The organism is Pseudoalteromonas piratica (genome assembly GCF_000788395.1).
Taxonomy (GTDB): Bacteria; Pseudomonadota; Gammaproteobacteria; order Enterobacterales; family Alteromonadaceae; genus Pseudoalteromonas; species Pseudoalteromonas piratica.
In genome coordinates this window covers 2,672,641-2,687,320 of record NZ_CP009888.1, presented here as the reverse complement: position 1 = coordinate 2,687,320, position 14,680 = coordinate 2,672,641, and the positions used below count along the sequence as shown (strand labels likewise).

Sequence of the window (14,680 nt, the reverse complement as noted above, 5' to 3'; positions counted from 1 at the left end):
TTAAAATGAAAAAGTACGGATATTTATTATTAAGTATGGCAGCAATGGCATGGCAACAAAATGCGTTTGCAAGTTCAAATACTTATTCGCTTACTGAACAATCAGAACAACTGTTAACTCAGCTTGAAAATGATATTTCTGCGACGTTTTTGTCTTTAGCAAAAAGTGTTAAATCCGATGCATTAGACAATGCCAATTATAGTTTCACAATTCCTGCCAAACGTTACGCGGATTTAGGGGTTGAACTTGATTTTATGAGTGAGCCAACTGGCTTTAAAGTGCTTAAGGTAATTGAAGGCAGTGTAGCAGCAGAGCAAGCCTTGCAGGTTGGCGATATTATTACGCATATCAATCGTGTTTCAATTCAGCGCCTTAAAGAAGAGTGGGACTTTACGTCACTGTGGAATATTCAGCCAAAAAACCGGAAACGCTCAGCAGAGATATTTACCCACTCAAGTCAATTTGACGATATCAATACACTTTGGGATATCACACCTGAAAAATCGCTTTCTTTAACATTATTGAGTAATGGGGAAGCGCGTAAAGTGTCTTTGGTGTTACCTGCAATCTCAATACCCAGTATCACAATTAGTGTTGGCGATGAAATATTTGAGAATCAATCACATACTGAAAGCGCTGGGTGTAGCGCTGTTGTGCTAGACATTACAAAAGTGCCTAAAGGGTTAGGCACCTTACAGGCATTAGACTTTGCCAAAATAAATGGTACGCCTGTTCGAAGTTCAGGAATCAATAAAAATATCCGCAGACGAACTTTCAACAGTGCTGAGCAGCAACAGATTGCTTTTCGCCTTAATAATGATCTGTGGAATGGTAATGAAGAGGATATTCCGATGACCATGAAGCTTGAGCCTAATACACGTTATTTTATTGTTGGCAAATTAGCGCTCCAAAGCAGCCATTTACGAACACGAGATACTTGGTTTCCACTCGTGTGGAAAACTGAACCAATGGATTGTAATTAGCAAATAGTGAACGGATTAAGTGAGGATAAACATGAAGTTATTTACTAAAAAGGTTTTTTTATTAGCGCTGTTTGCCTGTTCAAGTCAATTTGTGGCGGCAGAGTCCAATCATTTTGTGGCTTCACAACTAGTTACTAAACAACTGAAAGAAGAGGTTATAGATACGTTAATTGCAGTTCAATTAATTGAAGCACATAACAACGGTGTGTCATCTTTAGGTTTAACCCGTACCATACCAGCAAAAAGCTATGCCGATTTAGGCATGCTAGTTAAACCCAGTAAAAAAGCAGCTGGTTTTGAAGTAGTGTCAATTTCTAAACTGGGTATGGGGGCTGACCTTGGTTTGAAACGCGGCGATGTTATTACAAGCGTTAATGGTGTTGCAGTTGCAAGTGCAAAAAAACCTAATGATTTATTGCAATTTGAAGTTGGCGAGCCAATCAACCTAGAGTATTTATCCAATGGAAATTTGAAAACAGCGAATACGATAGTACCTGGTGTTAAGTTGCCGCAAATTAAAATTCAAGTTGGTGGTTAGAATTAGTTATTTCATTATAAAAAGGCAGCTACCGCTGCCTTTTTATATTTTACGCAGAATTAATTCAATAATTTTTAAATTAACATGTTCATGACCTACAAGATTAATATTTAGCGACTATTATTGATATAAGGAACTGAATATATTCGATATTTAAATGGGAAAAACCATCAGGTTAATAATCTACTGGCTGACTTTTACATTATTTGCGTTCGTTGCAAATAATGCCTTTTCGAGTGGCCAAACTTCCTCACTGATTAACGAATATTCTGTTAAAAAATTAACTGCAGAAGACGGTTTTGTTTCCTCTGAAATTTATTCCATTATTCAAGACACACAAGGCTTTTTGTGGTTTGGTACCGCTGAAAATGGCGTGATGCGATTTGATGGTCGAAAAGTCGTGTTATTTGAATTTGATAAAATGAGTGAGAACGGTTTATCACACAACGATGCCGGTAATTTAATGCTCGATCAGCAAGGCAATATTTGGATAGGTACATGGGGTGGGGGCGCAAATTTATATAATCCCAAAACGGGTCGTTTTGAAAATTTTATCCACAGTGATTCAGAACCCAACTCAATTTCATCAAATCGTATTCAATCGCTACTGCATGATCAAACAGGCACGATTTGGCTTGGTACCTACGATAAAGGACTTAATCAATACTTAGGGAATAACCAGTTTGAATCCATCATTAAAACAGACGGCGGCGATACAAGTTTATCGCATAATCGCATTTGGGATATTGCGGACGCAGACGATGCACACTTGTGGGTCGCAACGAGCTATGGTTTGAACCGATTTAATAAAAATACCAAAGCGTTTTCGCACTTTTATCCAGATCCTGCCAATAAAACCCCAACAGATGCAAATGAGATAAGAAGTATTTTAATCTCTAAGAAAAACACCTTTTATGTTGCAACCCAACAAGGTCCGTTTATTTTCGAGGCGAATACAGGGATATTTACTCCAATATTAAGCGCTGAAAAACAACCACTTGGTCAAGTTAATTCGATGATTGAAGACCGCGAAGGTTACATTTGGTTCGTTACAGCGTCTGGTATTTATCGATATGATAATAGTATCGAGTCGTTGGAGAAGCTCAATTTAGGCTACAGCAATGGCTTTCGCATTATTTTTGAAGATTCGTATGGGGTGATTTGGATTACTAACGAAGTGCATGGCATTTTTAAATTAACACCACAGCGTAAGTTTAAATCGATTAATAGCCCTAAACTGGCTTCGCCTAATGGGTTTTTAGTCGATGAAAATGGCGACATAGTGATTGCTTCCTCTTCTTCTGCGTTATTTAAATGGCATGTTCGTGCACAAATGTTAGAAAGCCTTTTCGAACCGATCTTTACAAAAGAAAACGGCCTTATAAATAGTGGTGCTGTTGAAAAGCCTATTTTGCTGAAACAAGACCCCGAAACACTTTGGCTAGCGCAAGATCAGGGGCTAGCAAAAATTAACCTTGTGAGCAAACAGGTTGAAATCATCCATTATCCTAAAACGGCAGAAAACTATCAGGAGTTTCGTGAATTACGTTCCCTTGCTTTTGACAATAAGGGGAACCTTTGGATTGGTACCTATAAAAATGGCGTTTATCTTTACAATACAAAGACACAAACATTCGAGCATTTGAATAATCAACACGGATTATCTCATCCGGAAGTTTTAAAACTTTTTTACGATAACGAACACAATATGTGGGTAGGTACGGGGGCTGGTATAAGCCTTTGGCTTCCTAAAGAACAACGTTTTCGTGTGTTTAAAATGGAAGACAATGACGACACTAGTTTACTGGGCAGTATCGTACAAGATATTTACCAAGCAAAAAATGGCGATATTTGGATAGCCACACAAAAAGGATTAAACCGTTATTTGCCACACACCCAACAGTTTGAACACTTTAGTGAATTAAATGGCTTGCCTACGTCACTGATCCGAGCGGTTGTTGATGATGAAAATGGCAATTTATGGCTCACAACCAATAAAGGTATTTCTAAGCTCAATCCTCACACGGGTGAGGTGACTAATTACGATGGGCGAGAAGGCATTTTAGGCTCTAACTACTATGCCAATAGTTTAGTCGTTGGGGCAAACGATACTTTATTTACCAGTAGCCAACGTGGGGTCGAATACTTCAACACTGATCTGGAAGATAAACAAACTAAATCGCCGAATATAGTGCTTACAGGCTTTAGTAAAATGGGGGAGCGTCAAAAGCTTGCAACACCATATTCGTATGTCACCGATATCGACTTATCCTACCAAGATTATTTTGTCTCATTTGAATTCTCTGTGCTTGATTTTAGCGCGCCAAATAAAAACCAATATGCGTATAAATTAGAAGGGTATGACGATAATTGGATTGAACTTGGCAATAGTAATTCAGCTGCATTCACTAACCTAGATGGTGGAGACTACACATTGCGTGTTAGGGCCACTAACAGCTCGGGAAAGTGGAATGAAAATGAATTATCAATCAACCTCCATGTCTCGCCATCACCCTTTAAAAGCTGGTGGGCTTATACCACTTACTCCATCATCATTTTAGCTTTGATTTTCTTAGTTATTTATTTGAGAACACGCTTACAACAAAATGAAATCACGAGACAAAAACAATTTGTAACCGCACTTGAAGAACAAGTTGCTGAAAAAACAGCATCACTTGCTCAACAAGCCAATGAACTAAAAGAAGCGTTACAAAAAGCAGAAGCCGCCACAAAATTAAAATCAGAATTTTTAGCGAATATGAGTCATGAAATTCGTACACCTATGAACGGTGTGCTTGGCATGCTGCAATTACTAAAAGACAGTGAACTGACAACTGAACAGACGCATCGGGTGGATATTGCCAGCTCCAGTGCTAAATCTCTTTTGACATTGATTAATGATATTCTGGACTTTTCAAAAATCGAGGCGGATCGCCTTGAACTAGAGTACATCGATTTTGATCTGCAAGATGTGATTGAAAAGCTTGCCGAGGCCGCTGCATTAGATGCTGAGCAGAAAAATGTGGATATTATTTTAGATTTAAATGGGCTTTATTTGACTCATGTGAATTCTGATCCTGGTCGTATTCGTCAAATTCTCACTAATATTTTAAGTAATGCGGTTAAATTTACTGACGCTGGGCAAGTGTTAATTCGCGCGCAACTTGAAAAGAGCACTCGCTCTGATTTTCTTCAGTTTAGTTGCGAGATTATTGATACAGGCATTGGTATTTCAAAAGATAAACAAGCAAGCTTATTTGATGCATTTAGCCAAGGGGATGCATCAACGACACGAAAATATGGTGGCACAGGACTTGGTTTGAGCATAACGCGTAGGTTATGCAATTTACTTCACGGGGATGTAGTTGTTAGCAGTGAACTGGGTAAAGGCAGTTGCTTTACAATTACCTGTTTGGTTAAAAAGGTAAATGTGCCTGTAACACCAAAAGACGTAGCTAAATTTTCTTCATTAAAGATACTGTTGGCTGACAGCAATGTGGATAATTGTGAGGTATTAAAAGCGCAGTTAATGCGTTTATCTGCAAAGGTGGATGTGTGCCAAAACATTAACCAAATTACTAATAAATTTAATGCACCTACATTAGAGTTAGAGATCTTTATTATCGATCGCGCCTTATTTAATGGGTTGGATGAGCATACCAAACAACACTTAAAACGTTTACAAACGAAAGTCGTTTTATTAGTGCCTTTCAGTGAAACGCTTGAACATCAGGACTATCAACAACTGGGCATCAATCTTCACTTATTTAAACCGGTAACACCCACACGTTTACATGCTGCCATAACAAGCTTAATGAGAACACAGAAACAGTTACCAGAGGAAAATAAGCAGAGCCAAGAGCCTGACAAAAACGAATTATCGCAGCAACACTTTAGCGGCACGCATATATTGTTAGTTGAAGACAACCCAGTGAATCAAATTGTTGCGTTGAATGTGTTAAAAGGTCTAGGAGTCAGTGCTGATGTTGCATCAAATGGCCACGATGCCCTTACGTCATTACAAGCAATGACAGATAAAAATCTTTATGCAGTGATAATAATGGACTGCCAAATGCCTGAAATGGATGGCTATGAAACATCATCACGCATTAAAGCAGGCGAAGCAGGAGAGCTCGCCAAGCACATCCCCATCATCGCGATGACTGCCAATGCCATGCAGGGCGACAAACAAAAGTGCCTTGAAGCGGGCATGGATGACTATATGACAAAGCCAATAGAAAAAGACGTTGTTTATAGCAAGTTGAAGCGATGGCTAACGTGAAAAAATATGAATTAAATTACTACCGTTTACTTTCAGCGTTTATTCCTCGCCATAACGCATTACAAAATTCACTCCTTCCACCTTTTGGGTTATAATCGCCGCCCTTAAATTTCGTGTTTACTGACTAGGGGCATTATGACAGTCGAACAATTTGATCCAAATAAAACAACGACATTAGAAACGGCTAAAAAGACCATTGCGGCACAAGAAAATTCGCCATCGCAATCAGCTGATAAAGGCTCTAAAGTCGGTTTCGTCTCTTTGGGCTGTCCTAAGAACTTAGTTGATTCTGAGCGTATTCTTACTCAGCTTCGCACCGAAGGTTATGAAGTGGTAAATAGCTACCATGATTCAGACGTGGTAATTGTCAATACGTGTGGTTTTATCGATAGTGCAGTGCAAGAATCGCTTGATACCATTGGTGAAGCGCTCAAAGAAAATGGCAAAGTGATTGTAACTGGGTGTTTAGGCGCGCGCGAAGATGAAATTCGTGAAGTACACCCAAATGTTTTAGGCATTACAGGCCCGCATTCTTACGAAAATGTAATGGAGCATGTGCACGAGTACACAGCAAAACCAAAAGCAAACCCGTTCACCAGTTTAATTCCTGACCAAAGTGTAAAGCTCACACCAAAACACTATGCGTATTTAAAAATATCGGAAGGCTGTAATCACCGCTGTACCTTCTGCATCATCCCATCAATGCGTGGTGATTTAGACTCGCGCCCAATTGGCGATGTACTGTCTGAAGCCGAGCGTTTGAAACAAGCCGGCGTGAAAGAATTATTGGTTATTAGCCAAGATACCAGTGCCTATGGCGTGGATGTGAAACACAAGACCGGCTTTTGGAATGGCATGCCAGTGAAAAGCGATATGCTGAATCTGTGTCAGGCGTTAAACAAACTAGGTATTTGGGTGCGTCTACATTACGTTTACCCGTATCCGCATGTGGACAATGTAATCCCATTGATGGCTGAAGGTAAGCTTTTACCTTACCTTGATATTCCATTTCAGCATGCGAGCCCGAAAGTACTGAAATTGATGAAACGTCCTGGTCAGGCTGAGCGTACATTAGATCGTATTAAAAAATGGCGTGAATTGTGCCCAGAATTGGTGATCCGCTCAACCTTTATTGTTGGTTTCCCAGGTGAAACAGAAGAAGATTTCCAAATTTTGTTAGATTGGCTTGAAGAAGCACAACTTGACCGCGTGGGTTGTTTTAAATATTCACCGGTTGAAGGCGCAAAAGCTAATGAAATTGACGGCCAAGTACCTGAAGATGTAAAGCAAGATCGTTTTGAACGCTTTATGATTAAACAGCAGGCAATCAGTAAAGCGCGTCTTGCAAAACGCGTTGGTCAAACTATGCAGGTGCTCATCGACGAAGTAGATGAAGAAGGAGCGATTGGCCGCACTTATGCTGATGCACCAGAAATTGATGGTGTGGTTTACTTAAACGAAGAATTTAATGTTAAAGCGGGCGATGTTGTGAATGTTGAAATCAAACATTCAGACGAATATGACCTGTGGGGTGATGTTGTTCGCTAAAAACAACAAAAAAGCGATAGAAAAAAGGCCGCATCCGCGGCCTTTTTGTTATCTTCAGAGAGGGTCTAATTAAGGCTTGTACTTAGCATCAACAGTTACACCTGAGAATGTGCTGTAAGCATATGCACCAATGTGCCATGTGCCTGCTGAAGGATTGTTGATAGTACACGTTTCGCTGTTACCATTGTTCCAAGAACGACAATCATAGCTTGACGTTGAAGGCTGGCTACCGTTACGAATGTAAAGATCCGCATCACCAGAACCGCCTGAAAGTGTTACAGTAAACGAAGACATGCCTGCTGGTACGTCAAGCGTGTAGCGAGCCCATGAGCCACGATTTGCAGATACGTTATCAACAGAACCGCCACCACCAGTCGCACCACCTGAAGTGGTAATATTACCTGTTAGTGATGCACCAGAGAATGCACTGTAAGCGTTTAACATTACGTGGTAAGTACCCGCAGTTGGGTTATCAATCGAACATGTTTCGCCGTTGCCTGAGCTCCATGAACGACAGTCATAGCTTGATGTTGTTGGTTTGCTAGCAGAACGAACATACAGATCCGCATCACCAGAACCACCCGCTAAGGTAAATGTAACATTCGTTGCACCTGATGGAATTTCCATAGTGAAGAATGATTGCGCATTTTTAGCGCCTGATAGACCTGTTTTAGCAACGCCATTTTCAAGAACGTTACCACCTGTAGGAGGTGTTGTACCGCCTGATGCTTCATTTACAGCAGCAAGTGCGTCAACAATACCTGTACCACAGTTAGTACATGTTGCAGGGAAAGAACGTGTCGTAGACTTTAAGATTTGTTCAATTTCATCTGGCGTAGCTGAAGGCTTAGCTTGCTTAATTAGTGCAGCAACACCTGCAACGTGCGGAGCAGCCATTGATGTACCTTGAGAGTAGCTATAGCTGTCGCTTGCAGGACCTGTTGTACCAGAGTTGTAAGTTGATAGTACACCTTCAGGGTCGTTAGCAAAGCTCTGAGCACCACCTGGCGCTGCAACATCAATGTTAGCACCGTAGTTTGAGTAGTATGCACGACCACCGTTACGACCTACAGACGCTACGTTTACTACGCCTGAACAGTTACCTGGGTTATAGTTCGCAGAGTTGTCATTATCGTTACCTGCTGCAATCACAACCACTGCGCCATTTGAACGTGCTGTATTAATTGCTGCTTGTGTCGTAGCGCTACATGCACCTGAACCACCTAAGCTCATATTAATTACAGACGCAGGGTTAGCATTTGCAGTTGTACCAGACACCGAACCACCCGATGCCCAAATAATGCCGTCAGCGATATCTGATGTTAAACCACCACATTTACCAAGTACACGCACTGGTACAACTTTTGCGCCATATGCAACACCAACAACACCTTCGCCGTTGTTTGCAACAGCCGCTACAGTACCTGCTACGTGAGTGCCGTGCCAGCTTGAGTTTTGATCTGCACGCGGAACTGGTTGTCCTGAACTATCTGTACCACATTCACCTTTAGTTGTTGCATCACCCGGGTCACGTGCATCGCTATCACGGCCACCACCATCGTTTGCTACGAAGGTGTTAGAGATCATGTCGTAACCAGGTAGTAGGTTTGCGTTTAAATCAGCATGAGGACGGTAACCTGTATCAAGTACTGCAACCGTTACACCTGCACCTGTCGCTTTATCCCATGCACCTGGAAGATTTAAGCCACCTGCTGATTCAAAGTAGTGCCACTGATTTGAATATTGAGGATCGCTTGGTGTTGCAAATGGTTTTAACATTTGGTCGATTTCGATGTATTCAATATCACCTGAGGCAACCATTTCATCCATGTATTGCTGTGTTTCTTCCGCAGATAATTTGCCATCTACTTTTACTACGTGAAGACCTTCAAGTGCCATTGGGCGTACATAGCGCGATTGCTTGTTTAGTTTTGTTTTGAAGTTAGAAACAAAAGATTGCGCAGACACACCAGGTACGAAAGAGTGTTGGTCTGCCTGAGGACCAAGTTCAGATAACGCAGGGCCTTGGTTTTTATACTTAATGATGAACTGCGTTGAAAGCTGTGTTTGACCTGCAAGCTTTGCTTTTACTTCAGCAAGTTGCGTAGGCTCAGCAAGCGTATTTGCATTTGCACTGATTGCAAGCGGTATTAGCGAAGCTAATAAGCTCTTTTTTAGTAATTTATTATTATTCATAGTATTCCCTAAAGTTAGTTTATTGTATTTATTTTGTGCCCATAATGGGATCTATTGTTAATTTAATGTGAAATGAAAACAAATAAATTATTAAAAACGAATAACTTAATAGCAAACAGTTATAAGTAAGAGGAACACTTGCTTAGCGCAGGTTTTTGTAGTGTAAATGGATGTTAATGGCTATATTTCAATGGTTTACGATTTAATTGACAGGACATATGTCTGGTTTTTAGGTAATTAATAAAAAATAATGAGAATAAAAGTGTGTGTAATTTATTTTGATTTTTGCTTTAAATGCAATAAATGGTTTTTAATAGGAAAATAGTATTGGTTATAGCGGGTGGTAACCAAACCATTCAGGTTTAATCGCTTGGCTTTTGCCTGAATAGTTTAATTGCACAAAATACCCATCAACTAAGTCAATGGGCAGTAGGTCATCGACGTCGATTAAGTTGTCTTTGTGCGGTTTTTGCAGTTGTTTTGGTGTGCGTTTAAGCGCTATCTGCTTTGCCTCATCGGGTGATTTAGCGACGATTAACTCAAAGCTATGTTGTTCCATAATGTGGTCTGGATAATAAGCGCCTAAATTGACAAAATAGAGCTTCAGCTCATTGTGTGACGCGTGTTTCGTCAATGAGACATCAAAACCATCAACATGTTTAATTTCACAATAACTATCCATATGCACTTTGGCTTTATCGCCACACCATTGTTGTTTAAGGGTGGCAAATGTACTCTCGATAGATTCGCCAATAACAAAGCGAATATCATGCATCTCGATGTTACATCCTGTGATCCTACCGCCAAGGCATACCATAAATAGTCGATTCATTTTTATCTTTCACTTTAGTCAATTAGTCACGCATAAAACAGACGCGTTTAATTAAACCATCTTCTACCTGATAGCTGGCAATTACCACAACATCTGTTTCGATGTTTTCTGGGGTTTCCGATGCGCTGCAAGCGCGTTCTTTATCGATTAAATAGCTGCCATTAACTATGCGGTTTAGGGAAGTGGCATTTAAATAAACCAGTGACGAAAACTTAGCGCCATAACGTTTAATTAACTCGTCTTTTCCTTGGTATTGTAATCCGCCAGGAAACGCATGAATTTCTACATCGTCATGATAAGTCGCTGCAAATGCTTCGATATCACGGTTGTTATACGCATCAAGCTGTTTATCAATAATTTCGATGGTTAGTTTTTCTTGTTCTGTAAATGCCATTTCTATTCTGTATTAGCCCAAAGAAGGCGATTGTAGTAAAGTTTTACCTTTCAAAATATGATTTTGCGATGAACTTGCATTTGTCATCCGTTATCAATTATTAGTGAGCCGAAATGAATCAAACACAACTGCAGCAAGCCCTTAAACACCATTTTAATTTTGATGTGTTCCGTGAAGGACAAGCGCAAACTATTTCACAGTTGTTGTCAGGACATTCTAGTCTTGCGGTATTTCCCACCGGCTCAGGTAAGTCATTGTGTTATCAGCTAACTGCGCTTTTATTACCGCATTTAACTTTGGTGGTGTCGCCGTTGCTTGCCTTGATGAAAGATCAAGTGGACTTTTTAAATAGTAAAGGTATCGCTGCGGCCAGTTTAGATTCAAGCCTCGATAAAGACAGTTACTTTGATGTGGTTAATCGCGTTAGGCAAGGTGAGATTAAAATTTTAATGGTATCGGTCGAGCGTTTTAAGAATGAGCGTTTTAGACAGTTTATTAACACGGTTGCCATTTCTATGTTAGTGGTTGATGAGGCCCATTGTATTTCAGAATGGGGACATAACTTTAGGCCAGATTACTTAAAATTGCCTCAGTACCGAACTGACTTAAACATTCCTTTGGTGTTGCTATTAACTGCGACAGCCACTAAAAAAGTGAAGTTGGATATGGCCAGTAAATTTGCGATAGATGAAGCACATATCGTGCAAACTGGCTTTTATCGCCAGAATTTAGATTTATCGGTTATTCCTGCATTGGCAGGACAAAAAGAGTCGCAATTAATTGATCTTATTCGCTCACAAAATGGCTGTGGCATTGTGTATGTTACGTTACAACAAACCGCTGAAAGTATTGCAGAAGAATTGAGGCAAGCTGGCATTAATGCTGTGGCCTATCATGCAGGGCTTGGCAGTGATGTGCGTCAGCAATTACAAAACCAGTTTATGCAAAGCAATAGCCAAGTGGTCGTGGCGACGATTGCCTTTGGTATGGGTATTGATAAAAGTGACATTCGCTTTGTGGTGCATTTCGATTTACCAAAATCAATCGAAAATTACTCGCAAGAAATAGGCCGTGCAGGGCGTGATGGCTTGCCATCCAACTGTTTTGTATTAGGTAATTTGGATGACATCACCACGCTTGAAAACTTTGTTTATGGCGATACTCCTGAGAAATCAAGCTTAGAGCGTTTTTTCGCTGATATTCGTGACAATACGCAAGATTCTTTGTGGCAATGCCAAATTTATTCCTTGTTGCAATCGACTAATATTCGTCAATTGACGCTAAAAACATTACTCGTGCAATGTGAATTACTTGGTGTACTGGAACCGAAGTACAGCTACTTTGCTGAATATCGCTATTATTTTAAATTAGATCGTGCAGAGGTTTTAAATAAATTCAACACAGAGCGCCAAGCCTTCCTGAATCAGTTATTTGATGCAACCGATTTTAAGAAAAAGTGGGGCAGTATTGATGTCAACGAATTTGCATTGCAAGCGGGACTTGAACGTGCACGGGTGTTATCGGCACTTGAATACCTTCATGAGCAGGGCGATATTGAACTTGAAAGTAAACAGCTTATTGATGTTTATCAAGTGGATACATCAAAGCTTGCAAATTCAGAGCTGATACCGCAGTTAGCTTCGTACTTTTTAAGCAATGAAAAAAGCGAAGTTGGCCGCATCAATACCATGCTGCGTTATTTTCAGTTAGATACCTGTTTAAGTTACAACTTAGCCCGTTATTTTGATGACCAAGGTGCGCCACAGCAGTGTGGACATTGCAGTGTGTGCCGTGGGAAAGTCGCTCAATTGCAATACATCGATACACAAAAGCAAGTAGTTGAAGGTCAAATACATGACTATTTAGCACCGTTAGATATTGCCCTAAGTGGACAGGGGGTCACATTAAGCGACACCCTAGCAGTACGGTTTTTACTAGGCTTAACCCAGCCTGTATTTACAAAAGTAAAAGCGTCGAAAATGGCAGGGTATGCAGTATTCGATTCTGTACCGTTTACAACGGTGAAAAAGGCAGTTGAGCAAAACCGCTAAGCTATTTTTTCAATGTATTCAAGCGCGGTCATTTGATGATAGGTAGCTTGACTGTGCATTACATGGGCTGGATTTGGGTCAACAATTTCAATAGGAATTTGATTTTGACGTGCAATTTCAAGCGCCATTTGGGTAATGTTGACACTAAATGATGTGCCCATAAACACCATTTTATCAGCCTCAAACATGCGCTCTTGTGCCTCACTGATTTGGTAAAGCTCGGTATAAAATTCATCAAACAAGAGCACATAAGGTTTTAGTGACATATTGAGCTCTGGTCCGTGTTTTGAAATTTTAAAAATATCGAGTAGCGAAGCTTTGAGATTTTGTTCGTCTACTTCATGCCAAGGCGCTTTAAATCGCTCTACAACAGGGCCTTGTTCATGAAATAAAGTCACTTCATCAATACGGCCATGAATTGAAATGTAATTTTGATTACCCGCTTTGCCATCAAGGCCATCAATATTTTGGGTGATTAGATTTTTGTCGGCAAGCCAAAAGTGTGCGCCATTGGGGCCATGGTTACGATAGGTCACAAAACGTTTGTAATACCAAGCCAAAAACTCAGCCGGATTGTGTTGATACATGGCACGTGTTGCCATTTCTTGTGGTGTGTAATTATTACTACCAATGGTCCAAAACCCGTCTTCACCACGAAACGTTGGAATACCACTGGCGCTACTTACACCGGCACCAGTGATATATAAAGTATTACTCATAGCCTAAAGCACTTTCTTTTTTGGTTTTAATCAGTTTATCGCCAAACTGAAATAAGCCAAGACTTATCAAAATAATAATGGCCCCAATCACCAGTGAAAATGATAATGACTCGTTATTTAACAAAGTACCGAGTGCAATCGCAAAGCCAGGCGTAATTAAAGTGATGAGGGCAACCGTACTGGCTTCTAATTTTTGTAGCACATGAAAATACGCTAAAAAACCCAGCAGAGATCCAAAAACACCAAGGTAAATGACCGAGCCAATCGCACGCTGGCTCCAAGAGCTGGGGTCAAATGTACCATCGACTGCGAGCCAAGTAATAAAAAACAGCGGTGTTACAAGTATCAAGGCGCCAAAAGTAGTGGCCATTGGATGAATTGCAAGTCGAACTGTTTTTACCATCACGCCGCTTAAACTAAAACAACACACCGCGGCAAATACGCACAACAGTCCAACATTAAAAACTGACTTACCAACCAATTGATCTTTACACACTAAGGCTAACCCCAACACTGACATTACCAGCGCTACAATTTTAATTTTGCTGAATTTGGCTTCTTTTAAAATACGTTGTGCCAGTAACCCAGATAAAATAGGGGCAAGGCCAAAAACTAGAGAAATAACACCTGATGGCACCGATTGCGCAGCGAAATAGCTCAGCATCATACCGCCATAAATACCAAGAGCAGAATAGCTGTATAATTTTATTGCTCTGCCATGCCAAGGCAGGCGGATATTGGCTATCGCCATCACAAATGCACCGAGCACCAGCGCGATAAACATGCGTAAGAATACTGACATAGTGGGTGGAATAGAATCGCTGCTCCACACAATGCCAAGCGGTGTTGTAGACCAAATCAATACAACAAAAAAATACGATACCTTTACAGGCATAATAGCGTTCCTAGATTTGGCAGATAAAAGAAGTGAAGAGAATGATTAACCGCTTTTATCTGCGGTTAATACAATTTAACCGCGTTAAGTACGACGAAGTAGGGCATTGACCATCTTGGCCTGCCATGTATTCCATACTTGTAGCGAGTTAATTGAGTTCATTGGTACAAAATAATTTTTACTTTAAGAATCCATAGATTGGTTTGATTTAGCTGCTAAGTCAAGCAGAAAAAAGGGCAGTG

At 40.4% G+C, this 14,680-nt stretch carries 10 protein-coding genes; 5 read left to right on the top strand and 5 right to left on the bottom strand.

Features of this window, described 5'->3' with window-relative positions; all coding sequences use genetic code 11:
• Window positions 1-5: 5 nt before the first annotated feature.
• The 4 genes from OM33_RS12500 (at window position 6) to rimO (ending at window position 7,351) form a co-directional block, all read left to right on the top strand.
• Entirely contained in the window at window positions 6-983 is a 978-nt protein-coding gene (locus OM33_RS12500; RefSeq protein WP_038642151.1) for a PDZ domain-containing protein, read from the top strand.
• Window positions 984-1,014: 31 nt separating this feature from the next.
• On the top strand, window positions 1,015-1,521 hold the full coding sequence (locus tag OM33_RS12495; protein WP_038642149.1) for a PDZ domain-containing protein: 507 nt from the start codon (window positions 1,015-1,017) through the stop codon (window positions 1,519-1,521).
• A 157-nt stretch (window positions 1,522-1,678) separates the two neighbouring features.
• On the top strand, window positions 1,679-5,803 hold the full coding sequence (locus tag OM33_RS12490) for a hybrid sensor histidine kinase/response regulator (RefSeq protein WP_081991078.1): 4,125 nt from the start codon (window positions 1,679-1,681) through the stop codon (window positions 5,801-5,803).
• A 135-nt stretch (window positions 5,804-5,938) separates the two neighbouring features.
• Entirely contained in the window at window positions 5,939-7,351 is a 1,413-nt protein-coding gene (rimO, locus tag OM33_RS12485) for a 30S ribosomal protein S12 methylthiotransferase RimO (RefSeq protein WP_038642147.1), read from the top strand.
• 69 nt (window positions 7,352-7,420) lie between these two features.
• On the opposite strand, the gene OM33_RS12480 is transcribed toward rimO, so the two are convergent.
• The 3 genes from OM33_RS12480 to OM33_RS12470 form a co-directional block, all read right to left on the bottom strand.
• Window positions 7,421-9,547: a S8 family peptidase gene (locus OM33_RS12480; RefSeq protein WP_038642146.1), complete on the bottom strand. Its 2,127-nt coding sequence runs from the start codon at window positions 9,545-9,547 to the stop codon at window positions 7,421-7,423.
• Window positions 9,548-9,878: 331 nt separating this feature from the next.
• The gene (locus OM33_RS12475; protein ID WP_038642144.1) at window positions 9,879-10,379 is read right to left on the bottom strand and encodes a DUF1543 domain-containing protein; all 501 of its coding nucleotides are present in this window, start codon (window positions 10,377-10,379) and stop codon (window positions 9,879-9,881) included.
• A gap of 22 nt (window positions 10,380-10,401) precedes the next feature.
• Complete coding sequence (locus OM33_RS12470; RefSeq protein ID WP_038642142.1) at window positions 10,402-10,773, bottom strand: nuclear transport factor 2 family protein; 372 nt, start codon at window positions 10,771-10,773, stop codon at window positions 10,402-10,404.
• A 113-nt stretch (window positions 10,774-10,886) separates the two neighbouring features.
• Here OM33_RS12470 and OM33_RS12465 point away from each other — a divergent pair, with 113 nt between their 5' ends.
• Window positions 10,887-12,824 (top strand): RecQ family ATP-dependent DNA helicase, encoded by a 1,938-nt coding sequence (locus OM33_RS12465; protein ID WP_038642140.1) that lies wholly within the window; start codon window positions 10,887-10,889, stop codon window positions 12,822-12,824.
• On the opposite strand, the gene OM33_RS12460 is transcribed toward OM33_RS12465, so the two are convergent.
• Both OM33_RS12460 and OM33_RS12455 read right to left on the bottom strand, forming a co-directional pair.
• On the bottom strand, window positions 12,821-13,543 hold the full coding sequence (locus OM33_RS12460) for an SIR2 family NAD-dependent protein deacylase (protein WP_038642138.1): 723 nt from the start codon (window positions 13,541-13,543) through the stop codon (window positions 12,821-12,823). The genes OM33_RS12465 and OM33_RS12460 overlap by 4 nt on opposite strands.
• Window positions 13,536-14,438 (bottom strand): DMT family transporter, encoded by a 903-nt coding sequence (locus OM33_RS12455; protein ID WP_038642137.1) that lies wholly within the window; start codon window positions 14,436-14,438, stop codon window positions 13,536-13,538. The genes OM33_RS12460 and OM33_RS12455 overlap by 8 nt, the downstream gene beginning before the upstream one ends.
• Window positions 14,439-14,680 lie beyond the last annotated feature (242 nt).

Coding starts and splice junctions, on each gene's coding strand:
- rimO (WP_038642147.1), top strand. CDS start 5,939: ATGACAGTCGAACAATTTGATCCAAATAAAACAACGACATTAGAAACG.
- OM33_RS12460 (WP_038642138.1), bottom strand. CDS start 13,543: ATGAGTAATACTTTATATATCACTGGTGCCGGTGTAAGTAGCGCCAGT.
- OM33_RS12480 (WP_038642146.1), bottom strand. CDS start 9,547: ATGAATAATAATAAATTACTAAAAAAGAGCTTATTAGCTTCGCTAATA.
- OM33_RS12455 (WP_038642137.1), bottom strand. CDS start 14,438: ATGCCTGTAAAGGTATCGTATTTTTTTGTTGTATTGATTTGGTCTACA.
- OM33_RS12490 (WP_081991078.1), top strand. CDS start 1,679: ATGGGAAAAACCATCAGGTTAATAATCTACTGGCTGACTTTTACATTA.
- OM33_RS12500 (WP_038642151.1), top strand. CDS start 6: ATGAAAAAGTACGGATATTTATTATTAAGTATGGCAGCAATGGCATGG.
- OM33_RS12475 (WP_038642144.1), bottom strand. CDS start 10,379: ATGAATCGACTATTTATGGTATGCCTTGGCGGTAGGATCACAGGATGT.
- OM33_RS12470 (WP_038642142.1), bottom strand. CDS start 10,773: ATGGCATTTACAGAACAAGAAAAACTAACCATCGAAATTATTGATAAA.
- OM33_RS12465 (WP_038642140.1), top strand. CDS start 10,887: ATGAATCAAACACAACTGCAGCAAGCCCTTAAACACCATTTTAATTTT.
- OM33_RS12495 (WP_038642149.1), top strand. CDS start 1,015: ATGAAGTTATTTACTAAAAAGGTTTTTTTATTAGCGCTGTTTGCCTGT.